We start from the raw sequence: 16,109 nt of genomic DNA on the forward strand, positions 1-16,109 counted from the left end.
ACGGCAGCTTCCACTCAGACAAGGCCTTCCGCAATGTTTCTGATGATCAACAGGCCGGTATCCGGGCTTGCGAGTCTTGTTACATCGCCTTCCCAGTCCATGCATGGACCAGTGGCGTAGATGATGTAACCGCACTCGCATACCGTTGCGGAGGCAGCAGGGGCTTGGCACTGACTTGTGAGGCAGTGCGAACCGCTTTCCCGTTTAACGCTGCCCAAGATAATGGGCAGCGCACCTGTTGATTTAAGAATAGCACATTAATTTACGTTTACGTAAACGTAAACGTAAAGATAAATGAGCGTAGATCAAGCATTAATATTTTTCATCTGTGCGGCACTTTGGCAGAAAAGGGAGGGCAAGCCTGTAGGAAGTCCTACTCCAGCAGGAAATTGTGCGGCGGCGCCAGCAGGCCGGGTTCCTCCACTGCATCATCCTTCAGCGCTACGCCGGACAGTTGCCTCCGCCGGGATTCCGACAGCAGGTAATGCAGCTTGGCGGCGGCATCTTTATAGCTTAGCCCCGCGGGACGGACATTGGAGATGCAGTTGCGGCCGGCGTCGTTCATGCCGGGCTGCGGCATCCATGTCAGGTACAGGCCCATGCTGTCAGGCGAACTCAGTCCTGGCCGTTCGCCTATCAGCACGACTGCCATTTTTGCGCCCAGCAAATGGGCGGCTTCGTCGCCGACCGCCACCCGGCCCTGGCGGACGATGCATATGGGCGCGACAGACCAATCTTCTGTCGCCAGCCGCTGGTGCAGAAGGCTGAGAAAGGGCGCTGCATGCTGCATGATGGCGAGCGCCGACAGACCATCGACAACGATGAGTGCAAGCTCTGGGCGGGTATCCTGTTCATGCGGGGCTGTCCGCGGTAAACCGTTCAGCATTTCTATCGATGCGGCATCAAGTCTGCGCCCCAGGTCCGGCCGCTGAAGATAGGTTGCGCGGTCAGCGGCGGCGCTGTGCAGGTTCAGGCAGGGTTCATGCCGCCTGCCGGCTGCGGCGCTCAGCGCAGGCGCCAGTTTGTCGACATCAAGTTCCAGATGCACTGCGTCGCGTGCCTGCGCATGCGCCAGCTGGAACGCCAGGTGCGCCTGCGTGGGCAGGCTGATGCCTGCACGCCCCAATGCAATACGGGCGGCGGTAAAGCGGCGCAGGCTGCCCCAGGGGTTGGTCGTGACGGGTGGTTTTTGCTCGCTCATTGCTGTACCTGATCTCGATCAGGACAGGCGCAGCAGCGCTTGCCGGAAAGCCGGCGGCAGCGCGTCGTTCAGCCGGAATTGCCCACCGGGTTCCTCCATGCCGGTAAATATCTGCATCTTGTGCAGCCAGGCCTCAAATTCCGGCGCCGGTTTCAGGCCCAGCGCGCGGCGCGCATACAGTGCATCGTGGAAGGACGTGGTTTGGTAGTTCAGCATGATGTCGTCCGAGCCCGGCACTCCCATGATGAAGCTGCAGCCCGCTACACCCAGCAAGGTCAGCAGCACGTCCATATCATTCTGGTCTGCCTCTGCATGATTGGTATAGCAGACGTCGCAGCCCATGGGCAGGCCAAGCAGCTTGCCGCAGAAGTGGTCTTCCAGCCCGGCACGGATGATCTGCCTGCCGTCGAACAGATATTCGGGGCCGATGAAACCCACCACAGTATTGACCAGCAGCGGCTTGTAGCGGCGCGCGACCGCATAAGCGCGCGCTTCGCAAGTTTGCTGGTCCATCCCGTGGTGGGCATTGGCAGATAGTGCGCTGCCCTGCCCGGTTTCAAAGTACATCAGGTTGTCGCCTACGGTGCCGCGCTTCAGCGACAGCGCGGCGCTATGCGCTTCGTCCAGCAACGCCAGGTTGACGCCAAAGCTGCTATTGGTGGCTTCGGTGCCGCCTATGGACTGGAACACCAGGTCCACCGGCGCTCCGCGCCTGATCGCTTCCAGCGTATTGGTCACATGGGTCAGCACGCAGGATTGCGTCGGAATCTCGTAGCGGCGGATGATGTCGTCCATCATGCCGACCAGTTTCACCACTTGCAGCACATTGTCGGTGGCGGGGTTGATGCCGAACACGGCGTCGCCGCTGCCATACAGCAAACCGTCCAGCAGGCTGGCCGCGATGCCGCTGGCATCGTCGGTGGGGTGATTGGGTTGCAGCCGTGTGGACAGCCGGCCCGGCAGGCCGATGGTGTTGCGGAAAGCGCTTACCACGCGGCATTTCTGCGCGACCAGGATCAGGTCCTGGTTACGCATGATCTTGCAAACGGCCGCTGCCATTTCCGGCGTAAGGCCGGGCGCGAGTGCCGCCAGCGCGGCGCTGTCCGCCTCGTCGCCCAGCAGCCAGTTGCGGAAATCACCCACCGTCAGGTGGCTGACCGGCGCAAAAGCGGCGGCATCATGGCTGTCCATGATGAGCCGCGTGATTTCGTCTTCTTCATAGGGCACCAGCGCGTCGTGCAGGAAGGTGGTGAGCGGCAGTTCCGCCAGTGCCATTTGTGCTACCGCCCGTTGTTCGGCGCTACTTGCGGCGACGCCGGCCAGCATGTCGCCGGAACGTGCCGGCGTTGCTTTCGCCATCAGGTCTTTCAGGTCATGAAAGCCGTAAGTCTTGCTGCCGACGGTGTGGGTGTAGCGGTATGCTTGCATGGCGCCGTTATGTCCTGGTGTCCTGGAATATCAAGATCAATGCCCGGGTGGCGGCATCCATCATAGCGCCGTTGCAAAGAGGCGGGCAAGCGGTAAACACCGGTCTCCGCATGTTGCCTGGTTTAGCCCTGATCTTCGCGGTAATGCAGCCCGAACTGCTGGCGCATGCGGTCCATCCATCCCATCAGCGCCATGGTTTCATCCAGCGACATTACCGGGCTTTCAATCAGGCCGGCGCGCAGGCAGCGCATGGCTTCGATTGCCTGGTGGGTATAGCCGTTGCCGACATAGGGCAGGCTGATGCTGCGCGCGGGTGTATTGTCCAGCGTGATCGTCAGGCCGGCACAGCGGTAGAACGGCGCATGCAGCCGGATATGCCCAAGCTCACCGGAGACGACAAAGTCTGCCGGTGTGCTGGCCTTGATGGAGCTGATGCAGGACGACAGGCCACCGCTCTTGTGCCTGAGTATGAATGCCGATTGCTCATCCACGCCGGTATCTCCCAGTTCGGCGACTGCCTCGGCGCCGGTGATTTCTCCCAGCAGGAAGGCGGCGATGGATAGCGGATAGATGCCTACATCCAACAGTCCACCTCCGCCAAGGGTGGGGTTACGCAGCCTGTGTTCCGGTCCCAGGTCGGACGCAAATCCGAAATCAGCCTGTATCAGGCGCGGCTTGCCGATCTCGCCCCCCAGCACCAGCTTCCTGGCTTCCTGCACTGCCGGCAAAAAGCGTGTCCACATCGCTTCCATCAGAAACAGGTTTTTATCGCGTGCCATGCGGACAAGTTCGTTTGTCTGTCTGGCGTTCATCGTGAACGGTTTTTCGCACAGCACGGGTTTGCCGGCTTGCAAGGCCATCAGCGTGTTTTCCGCATGCAGAGAATGCGGCGTGGCGACGTAGATGACATCCACGTCGGCATCCTGCGCCAAGGACTGGTAATCGCCGTAGCAGCGTACGCCGTTGTTGGCGGGCTCAAGCCCGGCGGCAAATGCCTGGGCGCTTGCCAGCTGGCGCGATGCAATAGCGTGCAATCGTGCGTCAGGCAGGGCGGATAAGGCATCGGCAAAGCGGCGGGCAATCTGGCCGGTGCCGAGTATGCCCCAGCGTATGGGCGTGGTCATGGATAGGAATAAGAAATGAAAGCCTGATTCTACATCCTTGACGTGTACAGAAACGGCCTAGCATCAAGACGGCAAGTCGTCTGGGTAGCCTTCGAAGCTTTGTTTAACCGGCTTGCGCAGCCACTGGTTCGCCTCGCCTTGATCAAAACGAGGGCGGCGTGAAGTTCCAACAATTTCCTTGCATTGAAAAAGATATGTACCTACAATGGATACATATTAAGGAAATGCATGAATACCAGTCATCGTTTTGCTGTTGGCGTACACATCATGACCCTGCTGGCCTCGACGGAAGGCCTCCTGCCATCTTCGATGATAGCCGGCAGCGTCAACACCAATCCTGCAATGATACGCCGCATATTGGGCATGCTGAACAAGGCCGGCCTGACAACGGCATCCATGGGCAGCACTGGCGGTGCGATGCTGGCGCGGCCCGCCGCCCAGGTGTCGCTGCTGGAGATTTACCGCGCCGTGGACGAGCCCGGCGTGCTGGCCCTGCATGCGAATATGCCGAATCCGGATTGCGAAGTGGGGCGGTGCATTACCGGCGTGCTGAAGGGCGTGATTGCCAAGGCGGAGAATGCAATGGAGGCGGTGATTGCAGGCATCAGCGTGGAAGATGTGCTGAAAGATGTGTTGAAGAGCGGGTAAGAACGGTAAGACAGTAGTTGGAGATGGTTGGCTGACATGGGCGTTAGCCAATTTTTTTATACTAATATGTATCTATATTGGATACATATATGCATATATGTTCAGAAAAAAGGAAATAGCATGAAAATCGCATTGATAGGCGCAACAGGAAATATCGGCAGCGAGATCGCCCAGCAGGCGGTACAGCGCGGTCATACGGTTACCGCAGTCACTCGCCGCACTTCGGGTTTGCCGCCGGCACTGGCAGGTGTGGATGCGGTGGTGGCAGATAGCTTCGACACTGCAGCACTGACTGCGGCGATACGCGGCCACGATGTACTGGCCAGCGCCTTTGGACCAGGGCCGGATTCTGCCGACCTGGTGATCAAGCAGGCTGAAGTGTTGATTGCTGCGGCACGTGCAGCGGGAGTCAAGCGGGTGGTGATGGTAGGCGGTGCAGGCAGCTTGCTGGTGGCGCCCGGCGTGCAGTTGGTCGATGCTCCCGGCTTCCCCGACATGTACCGTCCGTATGCCATCGCGCACAGGAATGCACTGGCGGTCTTGCGGGCGGCTACCGACATTGACTGGACGTTCTTCGCGCCGGCGGCGGAAATCGGCCCTGGAGACAAGCTGGGGCAATTCCGCGTGGGCAGGGATAGTTTGATCAGCGATGCGGCCGGCAATAGCAAGATTTCGTATGCCGACTACGGCGATGCCTTCGTTACGGAGCTGGAAACGGCAGCCCATCGCCAGCAGGTAGTGACTGCCGCTTACTAAACCTTAGTTTTGGGTATGGCGCACCAAAAAGGCGAACCGCAGCACGGTTCGCCTTTTTGGCCTGGAGCCTTGTTCGGCGCCTGGGTCTGCGCCAAATAACTGCGTGCTCCCTTATTGTCTTACGCCTTCAGCCTGGATATGCAGCGTCGTCTTCAGGTCGAAACCGTAGGCTTTGCCCGTGTCGATGCCGAAGTCGCCTCGGTTAAATGTGCCGGTAGATTCTGTGCCGCAGACTTCTTTCTTCAGCATCGGATTCTGGAAGCATTTGAACGATTCTATCGTCAGTGTCACCGGCTTGGTAATGCCGTGCATTGTCAGCTCGCCTGCCACTTCCACCGGGACATCTCCCTTGAATTTGATCTGCGTGCCCTTGTAGGTCGCAACGGGAAATTTATCGGTATCGAAAAATTCCTTGCCGACCAGCTCACCGTCCAGCGTGCCGTTGCCGGTGTCGACCGATTTCATGTCGATAGTGACTTCCACGCTGCCGGTTTGTGCCGCGCGATCCAGCACCAGTGTCCCGCTGCTTTTTTTGAACTTGCCGCGCCAGATCGAGATGCCGCCGAAATGGTCTACCGCAAAGCTGGGGTAGGTATGTGAAGGGTCCAGCTGGTAACTGGCGCTTGCTGCGAGCGCGTTGATGGATGTGACGGATAGGGCAGCGCCGGCGACGGCTGCCGCGATGAACAGTAATTTTTTCAAGACCTTCTCCAAAATAGTTGAGTAAATGCCTCGCAGATTGCAGGTGCAGGACACGCGTCCGGGCCCTGGCCGATGCAGCTGCGGCCGGGAAATCATAAAGGCAAGCCGTATTTGGAATAAAGGTCATATATCCCTCCAATCGGGACAGTGCGGCAAGTGCGGAGCAAAAAAAAAGCCCCGCGTGGTTCTGCGGTGCTTTGGGGAGAGGCGCAGGCAGTGGGAAAGAATTTCCCCATGCCACGCAGAAAATCAGTGACTGCTATATGCGTTAATACGTGCCGATATAGTCGCGCTTGCCGACTTCCACGCCATTGTGGCGCAGGATGGCGTAAGCAGTCGTCGTGTGGAAGAAGAAATGCGGCAGCGAGTAGTTCAGCAGGTAGGACTGGCCGGTGAAGCGCTTTTCTTTTGGCGTACCTGCCTGGGTAACGATTTCGCGGCCTTCGCTGCCGGCGATCTGCTCTGTCGTCAGGCCGTCGATAAAGTGCAGAGTCTTGGCGATGCGGGCCTGCAGGTCGGCAAATGTTTGCTCAGTGTCTTCATAGCCCGGCACGTCAACGCCGGCCAGGCGGGCGGACGTGCCCTTGGCGAAATCGCAGGCGATCTGCACCTGGCGCAGCAATGGGAACATGTCAGGGTACAGACGTGCCTGCAGATAGGCGTTGGCGTCGATTTTCTTTTCTGTTGCCTGCGCTTCGGCTTTGTTCAGCAGCTCGCTCAGGCTGCTCAGCATTTGTTTGAAGACGGGAACTGAAGTTGTGTACATGGAAATGCTCAAGATACTCTCCGGATGGGTTGGACATTCGAGATCAAATGTGGCGAGATGATAGCAGAACTCATAAGCTTATGAGTTTTGTGCGGCAAACGCTATCATGGCAGTTTTCTGTCCGGCTCCTGGATATGCGCCTTCTCTTATCTTCCCTTCTGCTGGACGAGCGCTACCGGCGCTGGCGCCTGTGTAGCGCGTTCGTCATTTACCTGTTGATAGTAGCGCTAGGCTCGGTGCCTGGCGCACGGCAGAAAATCGGCGAGCTTGCCCCGGGCGGCGTATTGCATGCGCTGGCGTATGGCGGTATCACGCTGCTGCTATTCACAGGATCTGCGGGTACGCAACTGCGCAACGCCTGCATGGCGGTAGTGACGGTGGCGTGGATGGGCGCACTGGATGAAAGCGTGCAGAGCTTTTTCCCCTACCGCTCTGCCACGGTCGGGGATTGGCTGGTCGATATTGCCGCGTCGGCGGTCACCGCCATGGCGCTATGGATGTGGTGGCCGCGGCCGGGTTTGCGCTGAACTTCACTTATCCGCGCTGTTGCCGGCGACCAGCCTCGCCATGCCGGCGGCATTGCTGTCGGGCGAGCGGCGGTCCAGTTCTGCCAGCCCCTGCGTCACTTTCAGCCGGTCGGCTTGCGGGCGGTTCTGGCTGACCTTCCATTTGCCCATCAGGCGGGTAACCGGGATTTCTATGCCGATGATGGCGCCCAGCATTTTGTCGATATAGTCGGCAGGCGCATCCGTTACTTGCCACGGTGCTTGCTGTATTGCTTCATGCCGGTTCGTCAGTCTCTGCAGCAGGGCCAGCAGCCATGCGGAGTCGTCGATGATGCGCAGGGGACCGTGCGCATGCACGGTGGCGTAGTTATAGGTGGGCACCACCTTGCCGCTGATCTGCTTTTCTTCATACCAGCCGGGCGAGATATAGTGCTGCGCGCCCTGGAACACCACCAGCGCGTCGACGTCTGTGCTGGCGGTTTTCCATAAGCTGTTGCTCCTTGCGATATGCGCGCGCAGCACACCGTAGGGTGCATCCGGTTCCGGAGCGGCGATTTCGAAAGGGATGTGGTTGGCGTTCAGACCGCCTGCATCCAGCGTGACCAGCGTGCCCAGCGGGTGGTTGTGGATCAGCTGGTGCAGGACGTCCAGCCTTTCTTCTGCAAAATGTGCGGGAAGGTACATGGGGCCTCAATGATCAGGTGGCGGCTTCGACGACGATGTCGCAGGCCAGCGAGTTGGCGATGTAGCAGCCATCATGCGCCTGATGGTGCAATTCGTCCAGTTGGGCCGCGCTGGGTTGCAGCGCGCCGGAAAACACGATGCGCGGGCGCAGCGTAATCAGCGTAAACGCCAATTTGCCTTTTGCGATCTTGTCCAGGATGCCGATGGCCTGGTCGCGGTAGCTGTCCACCGTATAACCCTGCTTGCACGCCAGCCACAGGAACACCAGCATGTGGCAGCTGGAGGCCGCCGCGACCAGCGCTTCTTCGGGGTCGACATTGGCAGCGATAGACATCGGCAGCGGCACCGAAAGCGGTGAAGAGGAACCAGGGACGACGGCGCCGCCGTCGAATTTCCAGTCGTGGCCGCGGCTGTAGCGGTTGTCGGTGAAGGGCTGTTCGCCGCGCTGCCATTCTATGTGGGAGGTGTAGTGATGCACATGTGCTCCTGATGAATAAATTTATGCCTGGCGCCTGATGATCCAGCCGTTCGCAACTGCGTCGAATCCTAGCTTGGGATAATAGGGCATCGCCTCCGGCGCTGCCAGCAGCAACAGCATCGACTGGTTGCCGCAGGCCTGGCGGACGAGGTATATCAATTCCTTGCCTATGCCGCTTTTCTGGCAATCCAGGTCCACCGCGAGGTCTGACAGATAGCAGCAAAAACTGAAGTCGGACAAGGCCCGGGCGACGCCGACCAGCCGGTCGCCGTTCCAGGCAGTTGCCAGTATATTGGCGTGCTCCAGCATCTTTGCCAGCCGCGGCAAATCGTCCACCGGACGGGTGATGCCGGAACGGCGGAAGACATCGGCCAGTTGTTCCGCGCTGATGCTGCGGTCCATTTCATAGGTGATATTCGGCATGGCATCCACGACGTTAAGGGTGTATGGGGCCTATACTAAAGCCTGTATTGGCTTTCTAAAAGTACCAATAAATGCTATTTTAAAGATGCCAATGTTGGCCGGTTCGTCTAAAATCATGCACCAGACCCAATTACTCGCTTCGCTGCAACTGGACAGGACTGCCACCGCGCCCATGTTCCGGCAACTGTATGCGGCCATCAAGCAGGCCATACTCAGCGGCGCAGTGGAGCCTGGCATGCAGTTGCCGCCTACACGGGATTTTTGCCGGCTGTTGCAAATTTCGCGGCAGACGGTATTGAATGCCTATGCGCAATTGATGGCCGAAGGATATTTGCAGGGCACAGTCGGCAAGGGCACTTTTGTCAGCGACCAGTTGCCGGCGCTTGCCAGGACTGCGGGAACTCCAGGCATTGTCGCGCAGGATACAACGGCGATGCTGCGGCCGCTGTCGGAGCGCGGGCTGCGGTTTTCGCATGCGCACGGCAGGATGCATTTCCATCAAGGCAGGCCGCGCGCCTTCCGCGTCGGCATGCCGGGGCTGGATGTATTTCCGTTCGATGTATGGAGCCGGCTGGAGGCCAGGCGCTGGCGACGCCCCAGCGAGCATCTGGGATATGGCGACCCTGCCGGCTACCGGCCCTTGCGCGAGATGCTGGCGGTGTACCTGAAAGCCGCGCGGGGAGTGGATTGCACGCCGGAGCAGATTATCATCACGTCGGGCTCGCAACAGGCATTGTTCCTGTTGTCCAGCATGCTGCTGGACCCCGGCGATGCGGCATGGATGGAGTCGCCCGGCTACCGTGGCGCCAGCGCGCCGCTGCATGCGGCCCAGGTGCGCCTGTGCCCGGTGCCGGTGGATGCACAGGGATTGTCGGTCAGGGCCGGCGCGCAGCTGTATCCCGATGCCAGGCTGATCTATACGACGCCTTCGCACCAGCTGCCGCTGGGCATGACGATGAGCCTGCAACGCCGGCTGGAGCTGCTGGCCTGGGCTGCCGCCAACCAGGCCTGGATCATCGAAGATGATTACGACAGCGAATACCGTTACAGCGGGCCCACGCTGGCCTCGCTGCAAAGCCTGGACAAGGCGGGCTGCGTGATCTATGTCGGCACCATGTCCAAGGTCCTGTTCCCCGGCCTGCGGCTCGGCTATATGGTGGCGCCGGCGGGGCTGGTGGAGCCGATTACGCAAGCGAAGGCGGTGATCGACAAACATACGGCGATTGCACCGCAGATGGTGCTGGCGGATTTCATCTCGGAAGGGCATTTCAGCCGCCATATCAAGCGTACGCGCGAACTTTATGCAGAGCGCCGGCATGTGCTGCTGGATGCCTTGCAGGCCGAGCTTGCCGCTGAACTGGAGTGCGGCCCCAGCGATGCGGGGCTGGATCTGGCGGTGCATTTTTCCGGCAGCAGCAAGTTCGGTAGCGCGGCCGATGAACTGCGTATTACACAGTCGGCCTTGCAGCAGGGCGTAGAGTTGAGGCCGCTCAGCCACTACGACTTCCACGCATTGAATTCGGGCCAGTCCGCGGACTACCAGGCCGGCCTGCTGCTGGGATTCTCTTCGATACCTCCCGAGGATATCCGTCACGGGATTGCCGTGTTGGCGGGGATCATGCGTCGGCGCTAGCCGATATGCCTTGCTGTTTCAGCGCAGGGGAAGGTAGATGTCGGTCAGTAATTCGGTAGGAGGCGTGTCGCGCGGATTGTTCAGGTATTCCTCGAATACCGGCGCATCGCCCGCCTCCTGGCCCGACTGCGGCAACCATTCTCCATACAGCCACTGGTAGGCCACGCGCATGTCCGCATACGGACCCTTGTACCTGAGCACCGCATGCTTGCCGCCTGCAATGGCGCTTTGCGCCAGCGGCGGCTGTATGGCATCCGCCGCCGGTGCTTCTTCAAATACGGCGCCGGCCTTTGAGCGCAGCAGCGCTTCGTCCACAGAGAAAGGATCGTCCAGGTAGAGCGCGACCGAGCGCATGCCCGGCCTGAACATCTGGCGCGCGGCCAGACAGCTGTATAGCGTCTCAAATGCCTTGCCGATGTCCATATAGGAGCCGGTGTGGTCCACGGTGGCTGCCTGCATTGAGGTGATTTTCTTGATTTCTACCGGATACATGTGCTCGCTCCTGTCTGCGTTTTGCTGTTGAAAAACGGTGTGGCTACCCTCCTTGCGGTAGCGTGCCGGCGGCATGCCGTACACCGAATGGAAAATCCGGGTGAAAGATTGCACGTTGGCATAGCCTGATCTGGCGGCGACCTGGTCCACGGGTATTTCGCTGTGCACTAGCAAACCGGCGGCGCGGTGCAGCCGCAGGCGCTTGACCGTGGCGGCCAGCGTCTCGCCATGCATGGCGTGGTAGATGCGGTGCCAGTGGCAGGCCGACATGCAGGCGATGTCGGCCAGTTTCATCAGGTCCAGCTCTTCATCCAGGTGTTCGTAGATGTAGCTGGTGACGCGGCTGAAACGTTTTTCGTAGCTGCTGAGGCCGTGCTGGGTTTGCATAAAGTCTCATCCAAGGTGTGTTGGTGAAACGATAGCATGGAAGGATTTGACAAATCTTGCGGACTTGCAGCGAAAAGAAAAATTGAGGGGAGGTAGAGTGGTGGAACGCGAGACCAGGCGAATGGATATACCCGCCTGGCCTGTAATTGGGAGCTAGTCTGCCGCTGCTGTTTTGGTCACTGCGGCAGGTTTGTTGGCTGGAATGGCTTTGGGGCCGGGCTCGCCGCCGAAAGGCTTGCTCAGCAGCCATGAGAAAGGGCGCAATATCAGTTTTTGCGTCAAGGTTTCGGTGATTTCACGCGATGCCGCCCAGACGATCAGCAGGCTGACGCCAAAGGAGATGATGGTCATCGGCAGGTCTTCCATCGAAAAAATTTCAGTCACGGCGCCGGTTTTTTCCAGGATCAGCAAAGCCAGGCCATGCCATAAAAATACGTACATTGAACGTTTTCCAACATTCGCCAGGCCCAGGTCGCGCTGCGATAGCAGATGCAGGAAGGCCAGGCCCACCGATGCCGACACCAGGTATTGCAGCGCCTGGAACATGCTGCCAGTCAGGTTTGCGGCGCCCAGCCTGTGCAGTGAATAGCTGCCGTACAGCCAGCGGTAGTCAAAATTGCTCTTCAGCAGGAAAGACGCGATCAGCGCCAATGCCACGACCACGCCGCTCAGCCAGACCAATTTCTTCGGCAGGCGGTTGAATGCATCAGCCCGCATGCTCCAGCCGAGCAGGAAAAACGGGAAGAAATTCAGGGTGCGGGACAGGCTCAGCGTGTAACCGATATGTTCTGAATAGGTCGCCAGCATCGCCAGCACGATGGCAATCAGGATAGGGAACTGCAGCCTTGCAAACACCGGCAGCAGCAGCCTCCAGCTGAACAGGCTCAGCAGGTACCACAGCATCCAGTACGGAGCGATCAGGCCGGTATAGATGCTGAACTGGCCCTTCAGCAGGAATTCGGCGCATTCGTAGAGCAGCTCGAAAGCAATCAGCGGCACGGCGATATTTTTTACCAGCTGGCTGGTATCGCGTTCATCCGGCACGGCTTTGGAAAACATGCCGGATACCAGGGCAAACATCGGCATGTGAAAGGAATAGATGAAGATCCAGATCGAGTGCAGGAAATGGTCACCCTCGATATGCATTTCGATTAAATGGCCGAACACGACAAAAAATATCAGTACCCCTTTGATATTGTCGATAGTGGCGCTTCTGGACTGGCTGGACATCGTAACTCTTTGTAAATAAAGCTGTTTCCTGAAAAGACGCCATGATAGCGAAGCGGCGCCAGTTACGGGAAGCTTAATTTGTAACGAAATTCAGCAATGTACGCATTTCAACATATCGGAAGCGAAAGAGGTGAAATCTGATAGGCAAAAAAACAATTTTCCGGATTTTTGTCAAATTGGGCTAAGCGAGTTGGCAAGGGGGCAATTGGACGTTCGTGCAAATCCAAAAGGAGGCTTGTCCGCCGAGGTGCGGCGTTTTCGGCGCAGCGGATGTCACCAGCCCGCGATATGCCTGAAAGTGAGGTTGATCCTGGATTCCATCGCTTTTTTCTCTTTGTCCACCGCATGCTGCCAGAACCTTTGCGTGGTGCCTGCCATCAACAGCAGGCTGCCGTCAGTCAGCTGGATGGATGTGGTTTTCAATTCAGGCCGGTTTTTGTGTTTCATCTTGAATGTGCGCGTCTGGCCGAAACTGAGGGAAGCGATCACCGGGTTGCGGCCCAGTTCTGTCTCGTTGTCGCTATGCCAGCCTACGCTGTCGTTCTCATCCCGGTACAGGTTCAGCAAGACGCTGTTGAAACGGTAGCCGCTGATGGCCTCAATGTCGGCCTTGATCTGCAGCAGTGTAGGCGTCCACGGGTTGCGTTCCAGGCTGAGGCCAGAGTAGGAATAATTGCTGCTCGCGTCGCCGTACCAGGCCGTCAGCCGGGGCTGCAAATGCTCCTTGCCCCACACCGTGATTTTTTCATGGCGCCACTCCGTTTCGCGGCGCAGTGTGTCCAGGTATTGCGCGGACTCGCCGGCGGCATAGAATGCACGCGCAAAGCTGACGTCGGCATCCGGCAAAGGGATGGCTTCCAGGCGGGTGGATGCGGCAAATAGGTCCTGGGTTTGGTTCACGATAATTTTTGTATAACAAGGCCGGGCCTTATAGCTTAAACCAAAAAGCGCGGCGGCACCGGAAGGCGTACACTGTGCGCGTTACTTCAGTGTAAGGAAATAACGGACTCGCCGACTACATTACAGACCCGCTATGAAAGAAAGGTTTTCCATGTTTTCCGTTTTCCGCAAATTGTTCGTGCTGGTGCTGGCCACTGTCGCCGCAACGGCCTTTGCGATGTCTGTTACCGGCCAGGCATATACGCAGGCTGATTTCGACAGCCTGCAAAAAGCCGGCAAGCCGACCCTGGTCATGGTGCATGCCGACTGGTGCCCGGTATGCCATGCGCAGGATCCATTGCTGCTGGACCTGCTACAGACCCCGGAGCTGAAGGATATTACTGCGCTGAGCGTAGATTTCGACAAGCAGAAGGACGTGCTGCGCAATTTCCGCGTCAGCAAGCAGAGCACGCTAATCGTGTTCAAAGGCGGCAAGGAAGTGGCGCGCTCCACCGGCGATACCAATAAGGAATCGCTTGCTGCGCTGCTGAAAAAAGCGCTGTAGGCATGAGTTTCGGTATTTCGTCTTACGCCTTTGCGCTGGGTGCGGGCGTGCTGTCCACCTTGTCGCCCTGTGTGCTGCCGCTGATCCCCATCTTGCTGGGCAGCGCAGTGTCTGCGCATCGGCTGGGGCCTTACGCTTTGGCGGCGGGGCTGGCGGCATCCTTTACCCTGGAGGGCGTTTTCGTTGCAGGCATAGGCGCGTCGATAGGCGTGGATGAAACGGTGTTCAGGAATGCGGCCGCTGTCCTGCTGATTGTGTTCGGCATTATTTTGCTTTCCAGCCGTCTGCAGGAAAAATTTGCGCAGGCTTCTTCCGGCCTGAGCGGTGCGGGCAATACCTTGCTGCAAAAAATGACCGTGGAAGGGCTGGGTGGACAGCTGCTGTTGGGCCTTGTGCTAGGCGTGGTGTGGAGCCCTTGTGTCGGCCCTACGCTGGGCGCGGCCGTGACACTGGCGAGCCAGGGGCAGGACCTGTTGCAGGTGGCGGTGCTGATGCTGGTGTTCGGCGTGGGCGCCGGCTTGCCGCTGATCGTGCTGGGCCAGCTGTCGCGCCAGCGCATGCTGACACTGCGCCAAAAACTCTTTAGCGCCGGCAAGCTTGGCAAGCAAGTGCTGGGCGGTGCTATGCTCGCGGTGGCGGTGCTGGTTCTGACCGGAATGGACAAACGCATCGAGGCGGTGGCGGTGGATATTTCACCGATGTGGCTGGTGCGGCTGACCACTTCTTTGTGACCCTAACAAACCAAGGATATTGAATGCAGGATAAATTTGACCTGGTCGTCATTGGCGGCGGCTCCGGCGGCGTTGCCGCTGCGCGCCGTGCTGCGGCGCACGGCGCCAGCGTAGCGCTGATAGAACGGGACCGCCTCGGAGGCACCTGCGTGATCCGCGGCTGCGTCCCGAAAAAACTGATGATGTATGCCAGCCGTTTCCGCAGTGAACTGCGTGATGCGCCTGCATACGGCTGGACCATTACGGACGCCAGTTTTGACTTGGCGGTATGGCAGGATCATAAGACTGCGGAAATCGACAGGCTGGAACAGATTTATCACGACATGCTGGTCGCCGCCAAGGTGACTGTCTTTGCCGGTCAGGCCACTGTGGTGTCGCCATCCAGCGTACAGGTAGGCGAGCAGTTGCTGCAGGCCGGCACCATCCTGCTGGCAACCGGCGGCAGGCCCAGCAATGATGCCTTGCCTGGGCTGGAGCAGGCGATGACGTCGGACGACATACTGAATCTGCGGGTGCTGCCCAAGCGCCTGGCGGTCTTGGGGGCCGGCTATATAGGACTGGAGTTTGCCAGCATCATGGCCGGACTGGGCAGCCAGGTGTCGCTGTTCTTCCGCGATGAACTGCCTATGCGCGGTTTCGACCGTTCGCTACGTGAGCGCCTGAAAATCAACCTGAAGCTGCAAGGCATCCACATGGAATCGGGCAGCCGCATCACCCGCGTCGAGGCCGGTCCCGGCTTTGCGCGCATAGTCACTGCGCAGCATACGCATGAGTTCGACGCCGTTCTGAATGCGTCCGGCCGCACGCCCAACAGCGGCGGCATGGGACTGGAAGCATTGGGCGTCAGCGTGCAGGAGAACGGCGCCGTGATCGTGGACCCATTCAGCGCAACTACCGTCAAGGGCATCTATGCAATTGGCGATCTTACCAGCCGCAAGAACCTGACGCCGGTGGCAATTGCGGAAGGCCGTGCTTTTGCCAACAATCTGTACAAGGGCATGCAGCGTACAGTGGATCATGCATCGGCCGCGACGGCGATGTTTACCAATCCGCCGCTGGGTACGATAGGCCTGACCGAAGAAGAGGCGGCCCGCCGCGGCAGGCTGCGCGTTTATGAGGCGGATTTCCGGCCGATGAAAACAGCTTTTGCCGGCCTCAGCAACCGTAGCTACATGAAGCTGGTGGTGTGGGACGACAGCGATAAAATTGCCGGCATCCATATGCTGGGTGAGGATGCGGCGGAAATCATACAGTCGCTGGCGGTGGCCTTTACGATGGGCGCGACCAAAGCGGACTTCGACCGTACCATGGCGGTCCACCCGACTGCGGCGGAAGAGCTGATGCTGATGCGCGAGCCCAGCCGCATTGTCGAGCAGCAGGCATAAGGAAAGCCCTCAGGGAGCAATAGGCAAAGCGCTGCCGCGTCTGTACAATGGATCGCGAAAAATAACAGAAAATGTTGTTGATTGTGACCGG

At 59.0% G+C, this 16,109-nt stretch carries 18 protein-coding genes and 1 riboswitch; of the genes, 7 read left to right on the forward strand and 11 right to left on the reverse strand.

The window, feature by feature from the left end; all coding sequences use genetic code 11:
* Positions 1–35: 35 nt before the first annotated feature.
* A riboswitch (cobalamin riboswitch) is annotated at positions 36–254 on the reverse strand.
* A gap of 119 nt (positions 255–373) precedes the next feature.
* The 3 genes from eutC to ACO0LO_RS13535 all read right to left on the reverse strand — a co-directional run bounded on the left by eutC (position 374) and on the right by ACO0LO_RS13535 (position 3,753).
* Positions 374–1,201 (reverse strand): ethanolamine ammonia-lyase subunit EutC, encoded by an 828-nt coding sequence (eutC, locus tag ACO0LO_RS13525; RefSeq protein ID WP_422964750.1) that lies wholly within the window; start codon positions 1,199–1,201, stop codon positions 374–376.
* An 18-nt stretch (positions 1,202–1,219) separates the two neighbouring features.
* Positions 1,220–2,629 (reverse strand): ethanolamine ammonia-lyase subunit EutB, encoded by a 1,410-nt coding sequence (locus ACO0LO_RS13530; protein WP_422964751.1) that lies wholly within the window; start codon positions 2,627–2,629, stop codon positions 1,220–1,222.
* Between the two features lie 122 nt (positions 2,630–2,751).
* Positions 2,752–3,753 carry a Gfo/Idh/MocA family protein gene (locus ACO0LO_RS13535; RefSeq protein ID WP_422964752.1) on the reverse strand — a complete coding sequence of 334 codons (1,002 nt, stop codon included), beginning with the start codon at positions 3,751–3,753 and terminating at the stop codon, positions 2,752–2,754.
* Positions 3,754–3,981: 228 nt separating this feature from the next.
* Here ACO0LO_RS13535 and ACO0LO_RS13540 point away from each other — a divergent pair, with 228 nt between their 5' ends.
* Both ACO0LO_RS13540 and ACO0LO_RS13545 read left to right on the forward strand, forming a co-directional pair.
* Positions 3,982–4,401 (forward strand): Rrf2 family transcriptional regulator, encoded by a 420-nt coding sequence (locus tag ACO0LO_RS13540; RefSeq protein ID WP_422964753.1) that lies wholly within the window; start codon positions 3,982–3,984, stop codon positions 4,399–4,401.
* A gap of 120 nt (positions 4,402–4,521) precedes the next feature.
* On the forward strand, positions 4,522–5,157 hold the full coding sequence (locus ACO0LO_RS13545; RefSeq protein WP_422964754.1) for an NAD(P)-dependent oxidoreductase: 636 nt from the start codon (positions 4,522–4,524) through the stop codon (positions 5,155–5,157).
* Between the two features lie 111 nt (positions 5,158–5,268).
* Here ACO0LO_RS13545 and ACO0LO_RS13550 read toward each other — a convergent pair whose 3' ends face one another.
* Both ACO0LO_RS13550 and ACO0LO_RS13555 read right to left on the reverse strand, forming a co-directional pair.
* Entirely contained in the window at positions 5,269–5,859 is a 591-nt protein-coding gene (locus ACO0LO_RS13550; protein ID WP_422964755.1) for a YceI family protein, read from the reverse strand.
* Positions 5,860–6,127: 268 nt separating this feature from the next.
* The gene (locus tag ACO0LO_RS13555; RefSeq protein WP_422964756.1) at positions 6,128–6,637 is read right to left on the reverse strand and encodes a DUF1993 domain-containing protein; all 510 of its coding nucleotides are present in this window, start codon (positions 6,635–6,637) and stop codon (positions 6,128–6,130) included.
* Between the two features lie 122 nt (positions 6,638–6,759).
* Between ACO0LO_RS13555 and ACO0LO_RS13560 the strand changes: the two genes are divergently transcribed.
* Entirely contained in the window at positions 6,760–7,152 is a 393-nt protein-coding gene (locus ACO0LO_RS13560; protein WP_422964757.1) for a VanZ family protein, read from the forward strand.
* A gap of 3 nt (positions 7,153–7,155) precedes the next feature.
* On the opposite strand, the gene ACO0LO_RS13565 is transcribed toward ACO0LO_RS13560, so the two are convergent.
* Genes ACO0LO_RS13565 through ACO0LO_RS13575 form a run of 3 tightly spaced genes read right to left on the reverse strand, consistent with a single transcriptional unit; the run spans position 7,156 to position 8,716 of the window.
* Positions 7,156–7,815, reverse strand: coding sequence for an FMN-binding negative transcriptional regulator (locus tag ACO0LO_RS13565; protein WP_422964758.1), 660 nt, complete (start codon positions 7,813–7,815; stop codon positions 7,156–7,158).
* A 13-nt stretch (positions 7,816–7,828) separates the two neighbouring features.
* Entirely contained in the window at positions 7,829–8,293 is a 465-nt protein-coding gene (locus ACO0LO_RS13570; protein ID WP_422964759.1) for an OsmC family protein, read from the reverse strand.
* 21 nt (positions 8,294–8,314) lie between these two features.
* Positions 8,315–8,716 carry a GNAT family N-acetyltransferase gene (locus ACO0LO_RS13575; RefSeq protein WP_422964760.1) on the reverse strand — a complete coding sequence of 134 codons (402 nt, stop codon included), beginning with the start codon at positions 8,714–8,716 and terminating at the stop codon, positions 8,315–8,317.
* A gap of 115 nt (positions 8,717–8,831) precedes the next feature.
* Here ACO0LO_RS13575 and ACO0LO_RS13580 point away from each other — a divergent pair, with 115 nt between their 5' ends.
* The gene (locus ACO0LO_RS13580) at positions 8,832–10,349 is read left to right on the forward strand and encodes a PLP-dependent aminotransferase family protein (RefSeq protein ID WP_422964761.1); all 1,518 of its coding nucleotides are present in this window, start codon (positions 8,832–8,834) and stop codon (positions 10,347–10,349) included.
* Between the two features lie 18 nt (positions 10,350–10,367).
* On the opposite strand, the gene ACO0LO_RS13585 is transcribed toward ACO0LO_RS13580, so the two are convergent.
* The 3 genes from ACO0LO_RS13585 to ACO0LO_RS13595 all read right to left on the reverse strand — a co-directional run bounded on the left by ACO0LO_RS13585 (position 10,368) and on the right by ACO0LO_RS13595 (position 13,358).
* Positions 10,368–11,228, reverse strand: coding sequence for an AraC family transcriptional regulator (locus ACO0LO_RS13585; protein WP_422964762.1), 861 nt, complete (start codon positions 11,226–11,228; stop codon positions 10,368–10,370).
* 153 nt (positions 11,229–11,381) lie between these two features.
* Positions 11,382–12,458, reverse strand: coding sequence for an acyltransferase family protein (locus ACO0LO_RS13590; protein WP_422964763.1), 1,077 nt, complete (start codon positions 12,456–12,458; stop codon positions 11,382–11,384).
* Between the two features lie 273 nt (positions 12,459–12,731).
* Positions 12,732–13,358: an alpha-ketoglutarate-dependent dioxygenase AlkB family protein gene (locus ACO0LO_RS13595; protein ID WP_422964764.1), complete on the reverse strand. Its 627-nt coding sequence runs from the start codon at positions 13,356–13,358 to the stop codon at positions 12,732–12,734.
* A gap of 151 nt (positions 13,359–13,509) precedes the next feature.
* Here ACO0LO_RS13595 and ACO0LO_RS13600 point away from each other — a divergent pair, with 151 nt between their 5' ends.
* Genes ACO0LO_RS13600 through gorA form a run of 3 tightly spaced genes read left to right on the forward strand, consistent with a single transcriptional unit; the run spans position 13,510 to position 16,018 of the window.
* On the forward strand, positions 13,510–13,902 hold the full coding sequence (locus ACO0LO_RS13600; protein WP_422964765.1) for a thioredoxin family protein: 393 nt from the start codon (positions 13,510–13,512) through the stop codon (positions 13,900–13,902).
* A 2-nt stretch (positions 13,903–13,904) separates the two neighbouring features.
* Entirely contained in the window at positions 13,905–14,633 is a 729-nt protein-coding gene (locus ACO0LO_RS13605) for a cytochrome c biogenesis CcdA family protein (RefSeq protein WP_422964766.1), read from the forward strand.
* A 23-nt stretch (positions 14,634–14,656) separates the two neighbouring features.
* Positions 14,657–16,018: a glutathione-disulfide reductase gene (gene gorA / locus ACO0LO_RS13610; protein WP_422964767.1), complete on the forward strand. Its 1,362-nt coding sequence runs from the start codon at positions 14,657–14,659 to the stop codon at positions 16,016–16,018.
* Positions 16,019–16,109 lie beyond the last annotated feature (91 nt).

It is taken from the genome of Undibacterium sp. TJN25 (assembly GCF_049339885.1).
Lineage (GTDB): Bacteria > Pseudomonadota > Gammaproteobacteria > Burkholderiales > Burkholderiaceae_D > Undibacterium.